18 protein-coding genes, 1 pseudogene and 1 riboswitch are annotated in these 22,195 nt (G+C 38.4%); of the genes and pseudogenes, 4 read left to right on the top strand and 15 right to left on the bottom strand.

Features of this window, described 5'->3' with window-relative positions; genetic code table 11:
• Positions 1-87: 87 nt before the first annotated feature.
• From guaA to BM163_RS11820, 5 genes are all read right to left on the bottom strand, one after another.
• Positions 88-1,608 carry a glutamine-hydrolyzing GMP synthase gene (gene guaA / locus BM163_RS11840; protein WP_089803410.1) on the bottom strand — a complete coding sequence of 507 codons (1,521 nt, stop codon included), beginning with the start codon at positions 1,606-1,608 and terminating at the stop codon, positions 88-90.
• 88 nt (positions 1,609-1,696) lie between these two features.
• Positions 1,697-1,798, bottom strand: a riboswitch (purine riboswitch).
• Between the two features lie 31 nt (positions 1,799-1,829).
• Positions 1,830-3,956, bottom strand: coding sequence for a transglutaminase TgpA family protein (locus BM163_RS11835; protein WP_170243729.1), 2,127 nt, complete (start codon positions 3,954-3,956; stop codon positions 1,830-1,832).
• Positions 3,946-5,118: a DUF58 domain-containing protein gene (locus BM163_RS11830; protein ID WP_089803403.1), complete on the bottom strand. Its 1,173-nt coding sequence runs from the start codon at positions 5,116-5,118 to the stop codon at positions 3,946-3,948. Before BM163_RS11830 ends, BM163_RS11835 begins: the two co-directional genes overlap by 11 nt.
• A complete protein-coding gene (locus BM163_RS11825; protein WP_229675573.1) occupies positions 5,115-6,074 on the bottom strand; it encodes an AAA family ATPase in 960 nt (319 codons plus the stop codon). Before BM163_RS11825 ends, BM163_RS11830 begins: the two co-directional genes overlap by 4 nt.
• Before the next feature lie 319 nt (positions 6,075-6,393).
• Positions 6,394-7,743 (bottom strand): TrkH family potassium uptake protein, encoded by a 1,350-nt coding sequence (locus BM163_RS11820; protein ID WP_089803409.1) that lies wholly within the window; start codon positions 7,741-7,743, stop codon positions 6,394-6,396.
• 197 nt (positions 7,744-7,940) lie between these two features.
• Between BM163_RS11820 and ytvA the strand changes: the two genes are divergently transcribed.
• Positions 7,941-8,717: a YtvA family blue-light photoreceptor gene (gene ytvA, locus BM163_RS11815; protein ID WP_089803401.1), complete on the top strand. Its 777-nt coding sequence runs from the start codon at positions 7,941-7,943 to the stop codon at positions 8,715-8,717.
• 50 nt (positions 8,718-8,767) lie between these two features.
• Here the strand turns inward: ytvA and BM163_RS11810 are convergent, their stop codons facing one another.
• The 8 genes from BM163_RS11810 to BM163_RS11775 form a co-directional block, all read right to left on the bottom strand.
• Positions 8,768-10,267, bottom strand: coding sequence for a PH domain-containing protein (locus BM163_RS11810; RefSeq protein WP_170243730.1), 1,500 nt, complete (start codon positions 10,265-10,267; stop codon positions 8,768-8,770).
• Entirely contained in the window at positions 10,260-10,736 is a 477-nt protein-coding gene (locus BM163_RS11805; protein ID WP_089803399.1) for a PH domain-containing protein, read from the bottom strand. The genes BM163_RS11810 and BM163_RS11805 overlap by 8 nt, the downstream gene beginning before the upstream one ends.
• 342 nt (positions 10,737-11,078) lie before the next feature.
• Entirely contained in the window at positions 11,079-11,387 is a 309-nt protein-coding gene (locus tag BM163_RS11800) for an antibiotic biosynthesis monooxygenase family protein (protein WP_089803398.1), read from the bottom strand.
• 100 nt (positions 11,388-11,487) lie between these two features.
• On the bottom strand, positions 11,488-12,456 hold the full coding sequence (locus BM163_RS11795) for a sugar phosphate isomerase/epimerase family protein (protein ID WP_089803397.1): 969 nt from the start codon (positions 12,454-12,456) through the stop codon (positions 11,488-11,490).
• Positions 12,457-12,493: 37 nt separating this feature from the next.
• Entirely contained in the window at positions 12,494-13,519 is a 1,026-nt protein-coding gene (locus BM163_RS11790; RefSeq protein ID WP_089803396.1) for a Gfo/Idh/MocA family protein, read from the bottom strand.
• Positions 13,512-14,258 carry a sugar phosphate isomerase/epimerase family protein gene (locus tag BM163_RS11785; protein WP_089803394.1) on the bottom strand — a complete coding sequence of 249 codons (747 nt, stop codon included), beginning with the start codon at positions 14,256-14,258 and terminating at the stop codon, positions 13,512-13,514. The genes BM163_RS11790 and BM163_RS11785 overlap by 8 nt, the downstream gene beginning before the upstream one ends.
• Positions 14,259-14,262: 4 nt before the next feature.
• A complete protein-coding gene (locus BM163_RS11780; RefSeq protein ID WP_089803392.1) occupies positions 14,263-14,985 on the bottom strand; it encodes a ThuA domain-containing protein in 723 nt (240 codons plus the stop codon).
• Positions 14,986-15,055: 70 nt separating this feature from the next.
• Positions 15,056-16,087, bottom strand: coding sequence for a Gfo/Idh/MocA family protein (locus BM163_RS11775; RefSeq protein ID WP_089803391.1), 1,032 nt, complete (start codon positions 16,085-16,087; stop codon positions 15,056-15,058).
• 153 nt (positions 16,088-16,240) lie between these two features.
• On the opposite strand from BM163_RS11775, the gene BM163_RS11770 reads away from it, so the two are divergent.
• From BM163_RS11770 to BM163_RS14250, 3 genes and pseudogenes are all read left to right on the top strand, one after another.
• Positions 16,241-17,005 carry an AraC family transcriptional regulator gene (locus tag BM163_RS11770; protein WP_089803389.1) on the top strand — a complete coding sequence of 255 codons (765 nt, stop codon included), beginning with the start codon at positions 16,241-16,243 and terminating at the stop codon, positions 17,003-17,005.
• Between the two features lie 158 nt (positions 17,006-17,163).
• A complete protein-coding gene (locus tag BM163_RS11765; protein ID WP_089803387.1) occupies positions 17,164-17,460 on the top strand; it encodes an EexN family lipoprotein in 297 nt (98 codons plus the stop codon).
• A 384-nt stretch (positions 17,461-17,844) separates the two neighbouring features.
• Positions 17,845-18,072, top strand: a pseudogene (locus BM163_RS14250) (transposase); the annotation flags it as partial.
• A gap of 595 nt (positions 18,073-18,667) precedes the next feature.
• Here BM163_RS14250 and BM163_RS11755 read toward each other — a convergent pair.
• Both BM163_RS11755 and BM163_RS11750 read right to left on the bottom strand, forming a co-directional pair.
• Complete coding sequence (locus BM163_RS11755; RefSeq protein ID WP_089803385.1) at positions 18,668-21,031, bottom strand: ABC transporter ATP-binding protein/permease; 2,364 nt, start codon at positions 21,029-21,031, stop codon at positions 18,668-18,670.
• The gene (locus BM163_RS11750; RefSeq protein WP_089803383.1) at positions 21,024-21,677 is read right to left on the bottom strand and encodes a TetR/AcrR family transcriptional regulator; all 654 of its coding nucleotides are present in this window, start codon (positions 21,675-21,677) and stop codon (positions 21,024-21,026) included. Before BM163_RS11750 ends, BM163_RS11755 begins: the two co-directional genes overlap by 8 nt.
• Between the last annotated feature and the right edge of the window lie 518 nt (positions 21,678-22,195).

Raw genomic sequence — 22,195 nt, 5'->3', positions numbered from 1 at the left:
TTATTTCATTTCGTTAAATCAACATCCATGAAAACAAAAAAAAGACTTCAAACCCTTGTTATATAAAGGTTTGAAGCTCTCTTGTAACTACTCCCACTCAATCGTCGCAGGTGGCTTAGACGTAATGTCATACACGACGCGGTTAATGTGATCAACTTCATTCACAATACGTGTTGAAATCTTCTCTAATACATCCCACGGAATCCGGGCCCAATCTGATGTCATCCCATCAATAGAGGTTACCGCACGGATACCAATTGTGTAATCATACGTACGTTGGTCACCCATGACACCCACACTACGGATATCAGGTAAGACAGTGAAGTATTGCCAAATGTCACGGTCAAGACCAGCTAATTTAATTTCGTCACGCAATATCGCATCAGACTCACGGACAATTTCTAATTTTTCTTCTGTAATTTCACCTAAGACACGAATACCAAGCCCTGGTCCTGGGAACGGTTGGCGCCAGACAACAGCTTCTGGTACACCAAGTTCAAGGCCTAACTCACGTACCTCGTCTTTAAATAGTGTGCTCAGTGGTTCAATTAATTCAAATTGCATATCTTCTGGTAAGCCACCCACATTGTGGTGTGATTTTATCGTTTGAGCTGTCTCTGTACCTGACTCTACGATATCTGTATATAATGTTCCTTGAGCCAGATAGTCCATATCTTTAAGACGCTCAGCTTCATCATCAAAAACGTAGATGAATTCATTTCCAATAATTTTACGCTTTTCTTCTGGGTCACTGACACCTTTAAGCTTTGAAAGGAAACGTTCTTTCGCATCGATGCGGATGATGTTCATATGGAAACCGTCACGGAAAGTTTCCATAACCATATCACCCTCATGTTTACGTAAAAGACCGTGATCGACAAAAATACATGTCAGTTGATCACCAATTGCTTTATGAATAAGTGCCGCAACAACTGAAGAATCTACGCCACCACTTAAGGCACAAAGTACTTTCTTATCGCCTACAGTTTCTCTAATTTTTTGTATTTCCTGTTCAACAAAATTAGCCATTGTCCAGTCACCTTTACAGCCACTAATGTTGAAAACAAAGTTTCTTAATAAGTCGTTTCCAAACACAGAGTTTCTTACTTCTGGGTGGAACTGAACACCGTAAATTTCTTTTGATTCGTGACGCATAGCCGCAATCGGCGTTGATGGATTTTCCGCTTCCACTTTGAAGTTTTCTGGTGCTTTAACAACTTTATCACTGTGGCTCATCCATACTGTTTGTGTACTCGGCGTACCTAAAAATAATTGAGCACCTTCATTTACAGTAATATCTGCTTTCCCATACTCTCGATGTGTTGATCGCTCAACTTGACCATTGAAATGCTTTGTGATCAACTGCATACCATAACAAATACCTAACACCGGAATACCTAAATCAAAAATTTCAGGATTTAATTGAAAACTTTTTTCATCATAAACGCTATGCGGCCCGCCTGAAAGAATAATACCTTTAGGGTTCATCGCTTTTATTTCTTCTGTCGTCAATCGATGTGAATGAAGTTCACTGTATACACCAAACTCACGAATACGACGAGTAATCAATTGGTTGTATTGACTACCATAATCTAATACGAGAATCATTTCATTGTTTAATTCCAAATCGTCACGCTCCCCTTATTGTTTATCTGTAAAAAAATAACCTCTGTCTAAAGAGACAGAGGCAGAATAAGTACACTTATTCTGCCTCTATAGTCAGGAATTTTAAGGACTCCCGGTAGATACTCTCGAACCATATTATCGAGGATATACAGAGGTTAACGGCTTTAATAATGTTTCTATTCTATCAGTGCCACACCGGTCGGTCAAGATAGAATTGACTGAAGGGCAAATAGATAGAATTTTTCGATAGCTTCTTTTGTATTCTCATCCCAACGATTACCATAGACAATCTTTTCATAACTCAAAATCAGCTGACTAAATCCATTCGTATCATAATCTTGATCTAATCGTTCGCCATACTGTTTAAGCGTTTCTTCAGGTGATCGTTTTTTATTCATTAAGCGCAGCAAGAAAAATAATCGACTGACTGCTTTTACTGCACCTTGTTCACTTACAAATGGTAGATAGCTTTTTCGCATCATATAATATAACACCCTACGCCAAAACAGGAGCAATGATACAACAAACATTGTCATCAATACACATAAGGAAATATACACCACTCGCATATCTATCCTCATAGCATCTTCAGATACACTTTCAGCTTCTTTCGCACTCGTTTCTTCATTCTCATTATTTATTAAATCCGCTTCCTCTAGTTGGTCTTCCACCGAAGATTCATCATTCTCAAAAGCATCTTCCTCTTCTACTGGCATATCCACATTCGTTAACATTTGACGAGGAGATGTGAAGCCGACAGTCGGTTCAAAGGGCATCCAACCAATGTCTTCAAAGTACACTTCCACCCAGCTATGAGCATTATTTTGCCTTACTTCATAATAATTATCAGCATTTTCTGTTCCCGTGTTAAAACCTTTAACCCAACGTGCTGGAATACCAACGGACCTTAACATAACGACCATCGAAGTAGAGAAGTTATCACAGTATCCTGCGCGACTTTCAAACAAAAATTGATCAACATAGTCTTTATTCTCTCCAGGCACCTCAACATCTTCTGTCTGATAGAGAAAACCTGTCTGTTTAAAATATCGCTCCATTCTTTGAGCAATTCGGTAAGGGTTTGTTTCATTCCCTTTAATTTCTGCTGCTAATTGATGGACACGTTCAGGCAAAGTGTTTGGTAACGCTAAATAGACAGGATCCACTGGCGTTTCATATGGTAAAGTCAGTTGATCTAAGGTAGCTTCTTCATAAACAGGTGGTTCATAGGCTAATGTAATCCTATCTATTTTAAACGCACCTACTGGTTCAACCAATCCAATCTCAGGGTCATGACGATAAGCAGCCTGTCCCGCATCAATTGCTCGTAAGTGGTACGGGTAAGCGACTTTATTAAAATTCGTCTGATCAGAATAAATAAGTTCCGCGGTCTGCGTACTTAAAGTTAGGGCTGTATAAGGGACGAATTGAGGGTCAGATTGACGTTCCCATCCTCTGCCGGTATACACTTCTTTCGCGTCCACGCGCCAGTAGTTAGGTTCTTCAGCGATTGCACGAAAGACGAGCGCGTCGTTATCCGCCAAACTCCCACCTAAAACCGAATCATCCTCCCCATAACCAATCCGTCTTTCAGTTTCACCTTGTTGAAATCCTCCTGTGATAAATGGGACAGGGTCTGGCCATGTGGGTTCTCTTATCGGTAGTTGATTATAAACAGTCATAAATAAACCAAACATCACAAGAAGAGGTAGAATAAGCCTTGCAAGCAAATGGCTGCCTGTGACCACTAGTCTATCATTGATCATTTTCTTTCTTAAACTGTTAAACATCATGAGTGTAATCATTAAAAACATCATTAATAATAGTCTTGGGTATAACTGATAAGGAGTAAACGTATCCATTACCGTTAAATAAATCAAGGTTAACACATTAAATAAAAATACACGATGCATCTTCACCAACCAATAATATAATAAATAAGCGATAATATTAATCAATACAAGCATTAGAAGCATTTCACCAAATGGGGATACACGATGCCACTCGGCCGCAAATAGAGCCTGTTGATTGACTATCAACTCTTCGACAATAGCCCCAAGCCACGGAGCTGTGAAAGGACTCGGTAAAAGATACAAACGATCAAGGACAAATAAACCGGCAGTGATTTTAAAAATACTTGAGACGATAAGAGGTAATCTTAAGAACGATAACAAAAACATGACGGCACTAAAGAGAACTAAAAGGTTTGGATAAGCTATCACTTTAAGTTCAATTAACGGCCAAAGCCAGAGACGAAACAAGTAGAAGCTTATCATGTATATTAAAAAAGCTAGTACGTTATCAACAACGTTCTGATGCTTATTTATCATAAACATCGCCTCCTAAAATCGTTGTTGGTGCCAAGTGGTGAACATGAATACCTGTGATATTTTCTTCACTCACCTTCTCAGATGTCAGAATTAATGTCCCTCGTTGTTTCTTTAGTTGATAAAAAATGTCTTTTGATATGGATTTAGGTTGTTGGCTTGATATGACAATCAGCATCGTGCTCTTTTTCCAAATCCAACAATCAGCATCGTAATCATCAAGGTGGAGTTCGGCTAATTTCTGCTTTTTTTGTTTAACTGGCATAGACGAATAAAGAAACTGTTGACGAAAAGCCGTTAAGTTTACTCGATACGTCTGTTTATCACGATCAAATAAGGTTATCAAATGATAAAGTACCGTTAAAGCCCACTCATTCTCTATCACATCTCCTCCTGTGTCTAGCAAAAACAACATCTGTTTTTTGGGTTTAGGGTCAAATTGTTTCGTAAAAAGCTCTGATTGTTTAGAACTTTTCTTCCAATCAATTTGACTTATTTTATCACCCATCACATATTCACGTACACCCGCCATATCTTCACGACGCTGCAAGTAAGGATAGAGCACCTTCGTTACATTGTCGACAAGTAACGTGGTACTTTTAGTTTTTTTCTCGATCATGACAGGGTAACTATACACGGCATGATGTGTTTCACACTCGGTCACTTTTTTTGAAAATAGAAAACCGTCTTCAATCGCGACTTCTACTCGTTCAAACTGATGTTTTCCTCTTGGCAAGTGGTCAAGATCGACATTCACCGTTACTTGACGGTTTAAACCTAGCAACACTGTGCGTGATAACGCCTGTTGTTGTGGGACGCGTGTACCGCTTAAAAATGTTTGCGTTCCGTTAAAGCGGTAAGCGACTGTTTCAGGCAGTGGTAAAGTAACGGTCATAAAAACAAACGGTAAGGGCCATCGCCTTTTCACCTCTACAGAGACCGACAGTCTTTCCCCCGCTTCTATTTCATTGCGGTTAGTCATAATAGATGCTGTCATGTGTTGAACCGGATACATCATCACAAGCACTAAGTATAATAAAATAAAGCTCACCGCATAAAATAGCGTATAGCTAACCGCTCCTCCTTGAAACATCGCATAGCTATAAAATAAAAAACCGATCAACAGGAGTTGAATACTTTTTAAAAAAATACACCTTAACCTCATAGACGATCAGCCTCAATCGGGATATCAACCTTGCTAATAATATCAGTAATCACATGTTCCACAGTCACATCACCATAAAGTGCATCATCTGTCAATAACATTCTGTGACAAAATACAAACGGAACCAGGGCCAATACATCATCAGGTGTCACGTATTCACGCCCCATTAAATAGGCATACGCTTTTGTCGCTTTAAGCAAATTAATTCCTCCTCTTGGACTGACACCTAGTGCGACTTGATGAGCTACACGCGTTGCCCTAACAAGCTCCAATATATAGCGTTTGACAATATCAGACACATAAACATCATCAACTTCCTTTCGTATCTTTAAGACATCTTCCTGTGAGAGAATAGCCGTTAATTGTTCAACGGGTTGTTTCTTTTCATTCATTGACAACAGCATAAGCTCTTCATCGAAATTAGGGTAACCCATATTAACTTTCATGAGGAAACGATCGAGCTGTGCTTCAGGTAAAGGATACGTCCCTTCGTATTCGACGGGGTTCTGTGTTGCCATCACAAAAAACGGTTCCTCAATCGGCATTGTTTTTCCATCAATGGTCACACTGTGTTCCTCCATCGCTTCTAAGAGGGCCGCTTGTGTTTTAGGACTCGTGCGATTAATTTCATCCGCCAGAACGATATGACTCATCACAGGTCCTTTCATATAGTTAAACGTTTCTGTTTTCGGTTGATAAATGGAGACGCCTAAAACATCACTCGGCAATAAATCTGGTGTGAATTGAATGCGTGAAAAGTCACAACCTAGTGTCTTTGCTAATGCCCGGACAAGCATTGTCTTCCCAACGCCTGGAACATCTTCAATCAATAAATGCCCCCCACTTAAAAGACTCGTTAAGCTCATTAAAATCATCTCGCGTTTTCCTACAATCACCGTTTCTATTTGTTCAATGCATTGTGTTAATCTATCGTGGTATGAGTATTTTTCTGCCATCATTGATCCTCCAGTCGATTGTCCTGTCATCATTTTTATTGTATTTATGGGATTTATCCACACTGACACTCAATCAGCGAGATGAATAATTTAAATTAACTATATATCTCCTTCTATACTACAGAAAGCTCCGTTTAATTGAAAGGTTTGAGCCTTGTATTTAATGAAAAACTTCCCTGTCTCTAACCAGTCACTTACCAACATAACACAACGTCCTATTCTTAATTAATCAACATCAACCGCCAGACCAAAGCAAGCAGGTAGACACTGTTTAGTATCTACCTGCAAACGTCATCTTATTCTTATTTACAATGGCTGTTTAGCCAATAATCATCTTTGCCTCAGGGTATTTATACATATCTTTCGATGGTTTTCCGCGAATAATGAACAAGAAAGAAAAGATCCCTATCCGCCCAACAAACATCATGACCATAATCACTATTTTGCCAATAACAGATAACTCGCTCGTAATACCTAAACTTAGCCCCGTTGTTCCAAAAGCAGAGAAAACTTCAAAAGCAATTTCTGTCGTTGAGAAGGGTTCTGTCAAAGTCATAATAAAGATCGCTAACATGCAGAGCATAAAAGCAGTTGTGATAACGATAAAGCTTCTTAGCACATCCAGTCTAGATATTTCACGTTTAAAAACTTTAATGCTGTTGTGACCTTTCGCATAGTGAAAAATTGAGAGTAACATAATAGCAAACGTCGTAGTCCTTACACCACCACCTACACTACTTGGTGATGCTCCCACAAACATAAGAAATGATAACACCATCCATGTTGGCGACTGAAACTCACTGACATCCATTGTTTGTAAACCGCCATTACGTGTGGTAATAGACTGAAATAGACTGTAGAAAAATGCATCCCATCCCGATACATCTTGAAAGAAATGCGTCCGTTCAATAAGATAAATCATCATCGCACCAAAAGCGACTAATAAGAAAAATGTTGTCGTTGTTAATTTAGTAAACGTTGAAAAACGGAATGTTTTCCTTCTCTCTCTCCTTCTAAACGCCCATTGCTGTATTTCTATCAAGACTGGAAAGCCGATTGCACCAAGAACAAGTAACACCATATTGATCGTTTGAACATAGTAATCATTCGCGAATGGAATCAGTGAATTGCCGGTAATATCAAAGCCTGCATTCGTTGTAGCACTTACTGCCGCAAAAAAACCTTGCAGCCAAGCTTCTTGCCACGTATCAAAGTACTGTAGATAGCGGAGACTAAGTAAGATGGTGCCAATGACTTCAATTATGATGACCGTTCTAAGAATCGTTAACATTAATTGCACCAAACCAGATAGCGTCGAGCGATTTTGATCGACAGAAATAAGTTGCCGTTCTCTTATCCCGATTTTTTTACCTAATAAAATGTAAATTGTCGTCCCAAGCGTCATAATACCAATGCCGCCAAATTGTAAAATGAACGCAAAAGCGAAATAACCTAACGTATTATATGTTTCACTTACAGATACAACAGATAAACCTGTTACACTGATAGCACTGATAGATGTAAACAATGTATCGAGTAAACTCACTTCTACCCCCGGCATAAAAAAGGGTGGGAACAGCAGAATTGCTGTAGAGATAAGAATGGCAGATAAATAATAAATAACAATCAATTGTACCGTTGATAACTGTTTTATGCTTTTTAACGGCATTTTAAAAAGGGCCATATACTGACCTCCTGTAACTTTTTTTCACAAACCATATTCAGTCTAACACATTCAAGGTGTCTCCGTTAGATATAATCAGTTTTATTTTCATTCAAAAAAAGCTCATTTCTGTCCAGGATATTTCCATTGATTTCTTTTCGCTTTCATGACATAATTTTTGGTAACAGGAGGTTTTAAAACTTATGATTACTAAAGAGAATATACATCTATTTCAAGCTGCCCTAAACCATACGAATGTCGGTCTTGTGATTACTGATCCCTCACTACCTGAGCATCCGATTATCTTTGTGAACGCAGGCTTTACCCAACTAACTGGTTACACAGCAGAAGAAACGATTGGGAGAAACTGCAAGTTTTTACAAGGAGAGCATACAAGTGCAAAAACAAATCAAGCGCTAAAAGAAGCCATTATTAATAAAGAATCGATTACCGTTCAAATTTATAATTATAAGAAATCCGGCTATGGTTTCTGGAATGAATTAACGATTGATCCCATGTGGGTCCAGGAAAAGGGTGAAGACAAACTCTATTTCATTGGTATTCAAAAAGATGTGACTGAATTAAAAGAAAAAGAACGCCTTTTACAAAACGCTTTAGATGAAATGGAACATCTATCTACACCGATTGTGCCAATCACTAACAACATCTCTGTCTTGCCGCTCATCGGCACGCTCACACAATCTCGTGTAGAACAACTAACAAATACGATTTCATGTTATTTAACGTCATCTAAAGACGATTATCTCATTCTTGATTTATCCGGATTATTTGAGGTGGATACATATGTTGCAGCTTCTTTACTGAAACTTCATGATTTAACAAAGCTGGTCGGAACACAATTAGTACTAACCGGTATTCGACCAGAACTAGCCATTAAAACACTTGATTTCGGTGACCACTTAAAAGGTCTCACAACTTACCTTACCGTTAAAGATGCGATTAAATCTTTGAAAATATAACATCAAGCGAGTGGACTGAATGTTACAGTCAGCACTCGCTTGATTTGTATTTAAATAGTGCCTGAATTTTTTTTACGTTTTTGATACCAGTGTGTGATCTCATACATCTGTTTTTTACTAAACCACCCATATTTAAAAGTAGTGCCTAAAAAATTATTCATCACGGTGAATTTTAAATGACATAAGTTAAGCTTACGCATCGCTGGTGATTCAATCCGATTGAAATCTAGCATATGTATGCGTTTGACGAGCGTGTAACAGCTGGATAACTTTAACAAGTAATGAAACATTAACACATTCGATTGTATCGCATAGCACTTTATCCGATAATCTAAATAATAATAAGCACCTCTTAGTGCGATGATCGTAAACAGCACAAAAACTAACCACCAACGAAAATAGAAATAAAAACCAACGCCACTAACAAGGACTATCATCAAAGTAAACCGTGCGAAGCGGTAAAAATAGCCGAGCGAGTCGGTCATGCGATATGTGCGGTTAACAGCATAATAATCTGGTAAAAACTGTTGAATAAAGGTCGCTAGCTCTCGTCGTTTAACGAGCGGAAATAACAATTGACGTCCCGCTGTTTTTTCATCAACTTCTCCTCCAGCAAAATCAACATAGCACCCATACCAACCAAAAGGCATACGCAGCAGATTTTTTTTAAATGTCACCGCCTGAATACGGTTCATATGCAGTTGCGTTTCTTTCTTCTCAATAAGACCATGTTTGACAATGAGATAGTCGCCTTCACGTTTTAACGTAAATCGACCATATGTCACTAGATAACTTATCACACCAATTGCGATCATAATACTCACGTAGAACATAATACCTAACATCCACGTAATAACCGGTTGATGCAGCACCCAAGACTCTGATTTCTCATATAGGCCTTCTGGCAATAGATTAATTAGTTCCGATGGCAAAATAAACGCCACTGCTAACAAGGCTCCAATTCTTCCCGTCGTTAATCCTGCGGTAAGTAGCCGGTATATACTTACCTTCCAATCACCCGACTCACTTTCTGCGTTGACGTGAGCTAGCTCATTACTATTTGCTTCATTTAATGGCAAGCCTGCGGTAAACTGCCGCTTCAACTGATGGGCAAAACGCTCATCAATGGCCTTTAATTCACCATCGACTTGTAGATCGCTTCCTGCTGTTTCAATTTTCAGCTCAGCTAAATTAAAGACTTGATGAAAGATATGTTGATTTATATTCATAGAATGTATATTTTTCGCTTTTATCGTGCGATCGCGTCGAATCAGAAGCCCTTGAACTATTTGAATCGCATCCTCATAAATGCGGTAACGAAAACGATGCCACCTATACCAACTTAGCCCACCTAACAGGCTGAAGGTTATAAGCAGAAATAGGATGATCATGACGAGTGATGAGACATGAAGTACTTCCGGTAAATAGGGATGAAAATCAAATGTGCCAACGAATAAAACACCAGAAAAAATCAGCCAAAAACTTTGTTTACATAAGGTAAGCAGATACAGTAATATAGCTAAAGGATGAAGACGCTGGAAGTTATTCATCATCTGTCACCCTTGCTAGTACAGCTATCTCATTTCTCAATCCATCGGCTTCACCTTCTGATAATGCGGGGATCTCATGTGTCGTTGCGGCAGTTGAAATCGTCACCGTCATCAATTTATATCGCTTTAAAACCGGACCTTGCGTTGTGTCGACATGTTGAATGCGGGTCATCGGAACAAGTGTCCGAGTGACAATGATAATCCCACGCTGAATGTATATTTCTTCATCTGAAATTTCGTACCTAAAACGTCTATAGCGAATCTTAGGTATAAGCCATGTTTGGATAATAAAAATGAGGACAATTAACACTGAAGTTATAACTATAAAAACGTAGGACCACTCAAACCGAACCACGATATAGCTGAAAATCAAGTGGAAGACCAATAATAGACCAAAGGTAATCCCTCCATGTATTTGCCATACTTTAATAGCCTGTTTATCTAATGAAAATGCAGGGGGTTGTCTCATAGCGTGCTCCTTTCATGTTAGATTGCTGTGACATACATCGCATCACTCTCTACAATTGATAATTTTACAACATTTTTACATTTAATACTATACATACATATTTACTAAAGTCTTCCCTTTAATGACTGGTTCCGTCCGAATCCCCCTACTAAACTAGTCTGTAAGAACTATCCACTCCGTTTACGTGATAGGTGCTTTAACCACACTAACGAGAATTAACCGCATGGAATCAATGGTTAGACCATTGATTCCATGCGGTTTCATTCTACCCTTATAACTGATACATTAAAGTTTTATTTGCGTCATCATCGACTATTTCTAACAGCATGACGTGACGTAAAACTATCGTGAATACATCGTCTCTGCTTCGTACATTTTTACTTCCACCAGTTTGATAAATGATGGCTTTTCTTTCTTTTCTCGATGACCCGCAAGATGAACGTCGCTACGCTCCCAGTTCATCCAATCCTCTTTTGATCGCCAACGTAACATCATTACAACTTCATCTTCTGACTTTTTACGCGTAAAAGATAAAATCGTACGTTCCATCATCCCGTCAAAAGCATCCACAGGATGAGGCTCTCTCATTTTTTCAACAAATGTATCGACGTGCCCTTTTTCAAGGGTAAACGTTCTTAATTGAATTAACATAATTATCACTCCTTCTATAATATTTTAATTGATAATGATTATCAATGTCAAATAAAAAACTACTTACTTTCTCAACATAGGGAAAGTAAGTAGTCAGAAATTATGCCCACCACATATCAGCAGGTTGATCATAAATCATAACAGATTTTAAGTTTTTAACTGCTTGCATAAAGCCTTCATCAATTGACATAATCGGATCCTCATGTTCAATACTAATGACATGATCGTAGCCATACGTACGGAGCGCGCTAATTATGTCACTCCACACTTTTATTGAATGACCATATCCAACAGAGCGGAACGTCCAAGCCCGTGATTGAACTTCACTATAAGGTTGCATGTCCGTTAAGCCGTACATGTTAACATGATCTTGGTCAATATAGGTATCTTTCGCATGAAAATGGTGAATGGCATTTGCCTTCCCAAGAATTTTAATTGCTGCAACCGGATCAATACCTTGCCACCACAAATGGCTTGGGTCTAAGTTCGCACCAATTGCTTCACCAGTTTGCTCACGTAATTTTAGCATTGTATGCGGTGTGTGTACTAAAAATCCAGCATGTAGTTCTAATCCTATTTTTACATTATTTTCTTCTGCAAGGGTGTTGATTTCTTTCCAGTAAGGCACTAATTTTTCTTCCCACTGCCATTTTAACACAGTACTATACTCTTCTGGCCATGGTGTTACTGGCCAATTTGGATATTTACCTTCTTCTGAATCACCAGGAGTTCCAGAGAAAGTATTCACAATTGGCACATTTAATAAGCCGGCAAGTTTGATTGTTTTTACTAATGTTTCATGTGAATCTTGTCTAAAGGCATTATCTGGAGAAACCGGATTCCCATGACAACTTAACGCACTAATCATTAATCCGCGTGACGTTACCTTCTCCATAAACGCTTTACGTTCTGTTTCACTTTCCAGTAAAGCATCTAATTTTAAATGCGCATCTCCAGGGTAACCCCCTGTACCAATTTCAACCGCATCCAAACCCGCATTTTTCACATAATCCAACATCTCTTCGAGATTTTTATCCGCAAATAAAACTGTAAATACACCTAATTTCATTTTGGTGCCTCCTTTAACTCTTGTTTTTTCTTACCTCTTATAACTGGATTGTTTTTCCTGTTTCGCTTGATGCCATCGCCGCAAGGATGATTTCAAGTGATTTTTTACCTTCTTTACCATCAATCAATGGGGTTGTATTCGTCTTAACCGCTTCAACAAAATGGTCTACAACACCCGTTGAGGTTTGTTTACCTTCTTCATTCGACTGAATTTTCCCGAGCTCATAGTTGACCTTGCTACCGTCTGTATAGGTTGCGATTAAGCTATAAGCCGGATCATCCTCAAGACGTAACACACCTTTTTCACCATAAATAATTGTCGAGTTACTCTCATTCACTTTATAAGCCCAACTTGCTGTTAGTGTACCAATAATACCTGATTCACTTTTTAGTAAACAAACAGCATTATCATCGACCGTGATATTTTCTTTTGCATTCGTCTCTACCATCGCTGATACATGCGTGAATTCTTCACCTAGAATGTAGCGAATTAAATCCGCTTTATGAACACCTAAGTCTCCCATCGCACCAATGATTGCTTCATCTTTTTTGAAAAACCAAGAGTCCTTACCATCAACACTCCAGCCTTCGGGACCGCCATGGCCAAATGTTGTCCGGAAGCTGTAAACTTTCCCAATCGCACCTTGTTCAATTAGTGCTTTTGCTTGTTGGTGAGAACGCACAAAACGTTGGTTATGGGCGATCATTAAGTGTTTACCATTACTTTCAGCTGCTTCAATCATCGCCTCAGCTTCTTTTTTCGTTGTTGCCATTGGCTTTTCACATAGTACGTTTGCACCACTGTTAAGAGCTGCAATAGATACTGGCGCATGCAAGGCATTTGGTAAACATACACTGACCAAATCAACAGGTTCTTTCGCTAATAATTCCTTATAATCTGTGTAGACATTACCTCCATACACTTCTTGCATGGCTTCAGCACGTGAGGCTACAATATCACACAGCGCAATAATCTCCACATCATTATTTTGGTGATATTCAGGCAAATGACGGTGCTTACTAATACTTCCACATCCAATAACAGCTACTTTAAGTTTACTCATAATCAACGACTCCTTCATTTTTTAAATAATTAAAGCTGATGTTAATAGCTTCAAATGGATCTCCATCTGTTTGATCTTGTTCAACAATCCAAAACGCTGGCTTAGCAGTTGTTAAAATAGCCTTCAGATCTGTACGCCCTGTACCGAGCGGTGCAAATGTTTCTCGCTCATCTGTTGACATATCTTTCAAATGCACAAGCTCTAGCTGATCTACATATTTTTCAATCCAGTCAACAGGATGTTCTTTCGCTTTTTGAATCCAGTACACGTCTAACTCCAATTTAAGTCCTTCAACTGTACGTAAAAGATAGCTAAGTACGCTTTCACCATCACTATACTCTTCAAGTTCAAAATCATGGTGGTGATATAATAGATTTATTCCATGCTTTTCTAGCTCAAGTTGAACCGACTGTAATACTGAAGGTAAATCTTGATAAAAATCATGCGTGCGATCTTCCGGTAAAATATATGGACAAACAACGCGTCTGTTACCCAAGATTTTCTGTTCTTCAATCACTTCATCCAAACGATTAATCAGATCTGTCAACGGCACATGACTACCGGCAACTTGTAAGCCCAAGCGCTCAAGTGTCGCTTTAACTTCCTCAACAGTTGCATTGCCATATCCGGCAAGTTCAACGCCTTGATAACCAATCTTTTTTACTTTTTCTAAAGTCCCAATCATATCTTTTTCACACGCTTCACGTAGCGTGAAGAGTTGGATAGCTACTGGTATCATCAAATCATCCTTTCTTTGAAATAGCTTCTATTGGTTGACTATTACCATAAACGGGTTGGTTCGTATCTGTAACCTTAAGCCAATTTACTGCATTTTTAATCACTGTTTGAATGTCTTTATTATGGTAGGTTGGGTACGTTTCATGTCCAGGTCTAAAGTAAAAGACTTTTCCACGTCCTCGTTTATAAGTAGCACCACTTCTAAATACTTCGCCACCTTCAAACCAGCTCATAAATACTAATTCATCAGGAGCAGGAATATCAAAATGCTCACCATACATTTCTTCTTTTTCTAACTCAATATAACTTCCAAGACCAGCCACAATAGGGTGTGTTGGATCAATAACCCACAGCCGTTCACGATCATCTGCTTCACGCCATTTTAAATCACACGTCGTTCCCATCAAACGTTTAAATATTTTTGAGAAATGACCCGAATGTAACACCAATAATCCCATACCTTCTAACACACGTTGCTGGATTTTATCTACCCACTCATCTTTTACCTCACCGTGGGCTAAATGCCCCCACCAAATCAACACATCCGTCTGGTCAAGTAAATGATCAGATAGTCCATGATTTTCTTCATCTAACGTTGCTGTTGTCACTTCATGACCTACTTCAGCTAAAAACCCTTTAATCGCACCATGAATACCTTCCGGGTAAATCTCACTTACTTTAGGATTTATCTTCTCATGCCGATTTTCATTCCATACTAAAATCTTCATCTCCTATACCTCCTCTATTTTTATCTCTTTATTATTTATTCATTGCGTTGGTAAAAAGGCTTATAACCTCTTAAAAATTCACGCGTTGTTTTTCTTTTCCAGATTGATAGACGGCGTTAATCATTTGTTGGGTTTTTAAAGCTTCTTCTGCTGGAATATCGAGTACTTCCTTTTTCCCTTGTATGACATCATAATATTTGTTAATTTGTTTGACGTGACTTACTCCCCAATAACCTTTAACGCCTGAATCATACGTAAATGTCTCTAGTGGGTTATGATCAGCAACAAACGTACGCCCATCTTCTAAAGTGACGGTGGCTTTATCGGCGACCATCTTAGCAATGCCCTTTTCACAGTGCAATTCAATTTCAACCGGCGCATCATATGTGTAGTAGTTAATCGCATGGAATGCTGTGACTACGCCGTTCTTATAAGCAATGACACCTTCCGCTGCATCTTCTACTTCAATGATTTCATGCGCACGATTGCTAATGGATGCATCCACATATTTCAGTTCACTATCCACAAACCAGCGCATTAAATCCATTGTGTGGATAGCTTGGTCAATGATAACACCGCCACCCTCTTTTTCCCATGTGCCTTTCCAATCGCTGTTTTGATAGTAGGCATCTGATCGATCCCATGTCACTTGTAATTTCCCTGACTTAATTTGACCGAGTTCCCCTGAAGTCAGCATTTTTTTAATGAGTTGTGAGCCAGGGTTATACCTATTTTGGAATATAACGCCTAACATCACACCGTTTTCTTTTGCCCCATCAATCATTGCCACTGCATCATCATAATGAATCGCCATCGGCTTTTCTGTCATCACATGTATTTTTCGTTTGGTTGCCGCAGCTGTCACAGGGGCATGTAAATGATGAGGTAAACAAATATGCACAACATCAAGTGATTCTTTATCTAGCATTTCTTCGTAATCGTAATACGCTTTTGCTTTTACTTGACTTGCCTTTTCATCAGCCCGTTCTCTTTTAACATCACAAACAGCTACTAATTCCGTATCTTCTCTTTCAATGACACTTGCCGCATGCATGGGGAAAATATTCCCACATCCAATAATCCCTACCTTTAAAATTTTCATCCTTATTCGCTCCTTTTTATTAAACGTTTTCATTATCTGATTCTACTTAACACTTTATTAATTAACTATATTTTACCGCCTCTTTTATTTTTTTAATATAGATGATATGATAAATTCATATCCTATCTTGCTACAAATGAAAGGAGTTATCCCGTGCACATTCATCACTGCAGCTACTCATCACACACGAATGGCTATCACGATACGCGTATAAACGGATTCGACAATTTTTTAATTCGCATACAAATTGAAGGAAAAGGTAAAACGACTATACACCAAGAGACGTATGAACTAGAACAAGGGGACATTATTTTCGTTCCAGCAAATACATACTACCAACTGACAATCGAACCACAGCAACTGAGTGGTGATTACCATCTACTCGTAACCGGAGACTGGTTAGATGCATGGTGGAGAAAGTTAGGAAAACCTCACATGGCCTCACTTTCATCCACCGAAACCATTATAACTTTATGGCGACTTCTTTCTACAGAAAACTTACGGCCAACTTACGAACAAAACCATGAGTTAAACACACATCTATTTAAAAGTATTATGTTAATGATAGAAGAAGAGCTTAACGCCCGCCATTCCATTCAGCGTCCATTTATCGTTACACGTATGATGCGTTATATTGAAGAGCATGCGCTTGAGCCCTTAACACTTGAAGAGGTCGCAAGCGAAGTTGAATTAAGCGTGTCTCGTGCTAGTCATCTATTTAAAGATCACACGAATAAAACAATGATTCAATACGCTCAACACATAAAATTAGAGGCCGCTATTAATCAAATGAAATACACCAATATGACGCTTGAACAAATTGCTTTTATATGTGGATTTGGGAACTACCCGTATTTTCACCGGCTATTCACTAGGGAATATCATATGCCACCAAGTCAGTACCGAAAGGCTTACTAACCCGGACTATATACTGCGTCTGAAGTTATAGTAACTATTGAACATGATAATGACACCTGATACTTAAGAATGATTTTTCTTCTACATCAGTTTAATTAATTGAGTCTGCGACAATTTTTTCATAGAATAGAACGTAGTTTATGTGAGGTGATGTAAAAATGAAAAAGGTTATTACTATCCTGTTGACGATTATCGTCGGTATTAGTCTCACAGGTTGTGGAGAAGATAGTCAATCAACGTCTTATCCTGAATTAAGCTACATTGATAATCATATCGAAGTGGACCAATATGATATGGTGGTCGAGACAGATAATGATGGTTCCCGCGTGTTGTTTTTTTCAGCTGATGGAGAAAAAAGATTTAAATCTGTCTATGTAAAAGAAACGACACACTTAAAACTAATTAATATCTATGATGGCGGCGAACCATTGATTAACGAACGAATAAATGATTAGTCTTTCGATATACAAAAGACCTACTGCCTGATAAGTTTTTTACCGGCAGTAGGTCTTTTGTATTGTTGTATAATATTTAGTGTTGGTAAAGGTCATTTTAGTGCGTCATCAATTGCTCACTAAAACAACTCGCTAACACCTTTGTTCTTTTTAAATTATAGAAAACAAGTGCGTTTCCCTGTAGATTTGAAGTCGAACAAAACTAATCCTTACGAGGGAACTCACTTGTCTACACCTCTTGCGATAAGAATTGCTTTTGATATTCAAGATGAAAATATTATTTTAAAGAGAAATTTGCCCACACGGGCACAAAGAACGGTCATGCCTGCACATTCCTAAAGAGTACACTCACGTATACTCCAACGCTTCTTTAAAGCTGCTGCCAACAGGAACTTTGATGCAAACATTTCTAGTTATATGAAAACGAGTATAAAGACGTTACGAGAACATTTACCACACATTCAAAATAGCTTTAATTATACTTACAATAACGGCCGCATTGAAGGCATTAATAATAAAATCAAAGTCTTAAATCGCGTCGCATACGGCTATCGCAATTTCACAAACTATAAGAACCGAATTCTTTTACATTTTGCTTACAAACCAGTTGAACCTCAAAAGAAAAACACACTCAAATTAATGAGCGTGCTTCCCTTTTGTGCCTCCTTTTATAGCGCAGGAGACGTTCGCGGAAAATTTGGAGTCTTCCTATTCAATTGTCGAGATGCGTGTAGCACTTACTTTTGACGTACAAACCCGTCACAATTGAAAGATGTTTTAAACTGCCTTACCCTATTCTGTGGGTTGAACATGTTTGCGAAAATCCGCAACATTACGATGACAGTTCTTTTACGTGCACTTTCACGAAAAACGTCTTCTTTTGTCGTTGATGGTTCAATTAGTTACCTATTTTCACCTAATGATGCATCATCAATAGCTGACGAGTCATTTGACGCCAGTATAGTCAAATTTTCCGCCAAGGCTGTGCAGATTGCATCTTCACTCAATGTTTCTTTACACATTCAGCGTCATTATTCGCACTTTGTACGCCATCGCACGAAATAATAATTGATGCATTTGCCTTGTACTAAACTATTCCCGTTTTGCAGATATTAAAACTATTTTTATGCTTTTTTTAAAAAAATATTTGCACAGGATATCATCTACAGCTAGACGCTTGATACTTCACGAGTAAGCAAACTGACATTTATTCAGTTCTTAATGCCACAACCGGATCTTTTTTCGCAGCCATACGTGATGGAATAACACCTGCTACTAGCGTTAGCAGCATACTGCCGACAATTAAAATGATGGCCGCTGTTGGCGTTAGCGATGCCACATTGGCTGAGTCTGTTACACGCTCAATCAATTGATTGATTGGAATAATAAGCAAGTAGCTTAGGCCAACCCCTAATGCACCTGAAATAAAACCGACAATCAGTGTTTCAGCATTAAACACGCGTGAAATATCTTTTTTACGTGCACCAACACTTCGTAAAATACCTATTTCTTTTGTTCTTTCTATGACTGAAACATACGTGATAATCCCAATCATAATGGTTGATACAACAAGTGAGATCGCCGCAAAACCGACGAGAACATAGGTCACTGTATTAATTAAATCCGTCATAATATTACCGATTAATTCGGCCAAGTCATTATAAATGATTTGATCCTCTTCTGGTAAATCCGCGTTGTATTCATCAAGGTAAGCTTTTATATCGTCTTTTGCCTCAAAGTTTGTTGGATAAATATCAATCCCCACTGGACGTGAAATAGCCCCTAAGTAAATCAACATCGTCTCTTTATCAGCATCATCTTGAAACGCTTGATTCGTTAATATATTCACGTCTGCTTGTTCCTGCGCTTTTGCGATGTCAGAATCTGCTGCATCAGCTAATAAAAAGTCTGTTAAGGCACGGGTATAAATAAAACCTTCATCAAATATTCCAGATTCTTCGCCTTCTTTCAGACGCAAGATACCTGTAATAGTCAACGTCTTACCTGTATCACTCTTGTAGATTTCCTCAAACCTTGTTGGTGCTACTTCTCGGTAAATAGGACCTTCTTCAACATAGAAGTCATTGTTTGAGACAACCTTCAGTACTTCATGTCCAATAAAATCAGTTAATACATACGCATCATCTGAGTTAAGACCTAATTTCTCGAAAAACGATGTACTTAAACGATTATACTCATCAACAACAAGTAATATTTCATCGTCACGTTCAGGTAATCTTGCTCCCTCACCAATGAGATCATAGACATCTAAAACAAAATCCGGATTAGTTGGCATCTCTTGCCAATGCGAACTACCTGTCATTGGTGGGCCAAAACCTTGATTTTGTTGTTGAGCAGCAGTGTCAAACTTTATTACACCCTCTTCGCCTTCAGTGAGCAAGTTGACACCGATACCTTGACGATAGCTCACGCTATCTACAGCTTCCGGTAGTGCGTCATCCATCGCCTCAACATGCGCAATAAACTCATCTGTCAGCACGTTTTTATGCAGTTGAAGACTGTCTGACACATTGTACGTGAAAATTTCATCCGTATCAGGAAAAGCTGTCCATCCATCTGAGTTCGTTTGCGTCCCTGGCGGACCTGCTTGAGTTAAGTCGGCTAATTGTTCATTGGTATCAATCATAATCGGGAAATTGCTAAGTGTCTCACCCTGAACGACATCCAGCTCTTCGGTTAACCCATTTGATAAGGCGAGTACTAAAGCTACGCCAATAATACCAATACTTCCCGCAAAGGCAGTTAAAATTGTTCGACCCTTTTTAGTCAATAAATTCTTAAATGACAATGATAAAGCAGTTGTCATCGACATCGATGTCCTCTTATTCTTTTTATTCTTAATGACTGGGGCATTATTTTTTTCTTCTGATAACGGATGACTGTCTGATTGAATCTTCCCATCCAAAAAGCGAATAATCCGCGTAGAATATTCTAAAGCAATTTCCTCATTATGGGTTACCATAATCACTAAACGAGTCTTTGCTACTTCTCTAAGAATATCCATCACTTGTGTGCTCGTTTTTGAATCAAGCGCACCCGTTGGTTCATCTGCTAATATAATGTCTGGATTATTTACTAATGCACGTGCTATAGCCACACGCTGCATTTGGCCGCCTGACAATTGATTAGGCTTTTTATTGATATGGTCTTCCAACCCTACTTCTTTTAATGCCTCCGTTGCGCGTTCTTTACGTTCATCTGCAGATATACCAGATAATGTCATTGATATTTCAACATTTTGTAGTACAGATTGATGACCAATCAAATTATAGTTTTGGAACACAAAACCTATTGAACGGTTTCGATAACTGTCCCAGTCTTTGTCACGAAAGTGTTTGGTCGACTCGTTATTAATGATAAGGTCACCTGAATCATAATGATCTAAGCCCCCAATCATATTTAATAGCGTTGTTTTCCCTGATCCTGATGGACCTAAAATAGATACAAATTCACTTTCTCTAAACTCTAACGATATTTTATTTAATACGCGTAGATACCTGTCGCCTGTGCGATAACTCTTATCAATATCAACCAACTTTAACTTACTCATATCTCTCGTTCCCCTTCGCTGTAAAATCTATACTTCTTTTCAACAACCCTTGCTTTAGTAACGTTAATTCTATCTTATATTGCTGACATGCTGTCTCAATCGATAATTGCTGCGCAAATGCTTCAATCACATTATGAAAGGTGACAGCCTTAATGATTTTTAGCACATGAATCAACTCTTCTTTTCTTTGAATATTAAATAAGGTTTGATCAATATGTTGAATCATCTCTTCTACATCCTGTCTCATATCACGTCTTACTTTGTCACTAGTAAAGGCTTGTTCCATTTTATGATTCATATTAAGGAAAGCATGACGGAATAAGTTATAATGCTCCTTATTCGAATACGTTTCTAGCAATCGTCTGAATAACTTTTCAGAAGTAGCAAACAAGTCACCTTCGGTTTCTATTAAAAGATCAATAAACCAGGACTTATTCATTTTCCCATAACTCTCTAAAACATGTAAAAACGCATCCTCTTTATCTTCAAAGTACTGATAAAAGCTTCCTCTTGGAATTTGTGCCCGCTTAACAATGTTACTAATGGATGCTTCATGTACGCTTGCTCTTGAAAATTCTTCTTTTAGTGCATCCATCAATACTTTTCTTTTATCTGCATCGAGGTTAAAAAACGTTTGTTTTGGCATAACATTCTCTCCTAACTCACTAAAATGACACCTTGTCACTTTACACTTTTACAGTATAAGTGACAAGGTGTCATAAGTCAAAATATATGTTCTAGTGGCTTTACCCAATCAAAAAAAGAGCCGTAAGACACCGCTCTTTAATTTTTTGGTTTAATATATGGTTACATGACGCTTCCAACAAAGTTACACCTTGCTTGTATGTGGCATAATTGAAATGTAGTTTAGGGCAGTTAATTCATGTTGGTCAAATTCGGCCAAAAATATACAAAAAACCACTTGCCAACACTCAAAAATAACTTTAAACTCCTCGTTAGACCAATAACGTTTGACAGGAGGATATTTAGGAGATGTTAGCAGTGGCTGAAGTAAATTATATCAGATATGAAGTGAATCAAAAAGGAGAAAGTTATGCGAGTGTTAGTCGCAAGACAGGTATTGATGCTCGCACAGTAAAAAAATATGCCAACCAAGAAGACTTTGAAGTTAAGAAACCCCAGTGCCGAAAGGCACCTGTCATG

The sequence above is a fragment of the Halolactibacillus alkaliphilus genome (assembly GCF_900115465.1).
Classification (GTDB): Bacteria; Bacillota; Bacilli; order Bacillales; family Amphibacillaceae; genus Halolactibacillus; species Halolactibacillus alkaliphilus.
The sequence above is the reverse complement of the archived record's forward strand: the minus strand, read 5'-3'. Positions and strand labels throughout refer to the sequence as shown.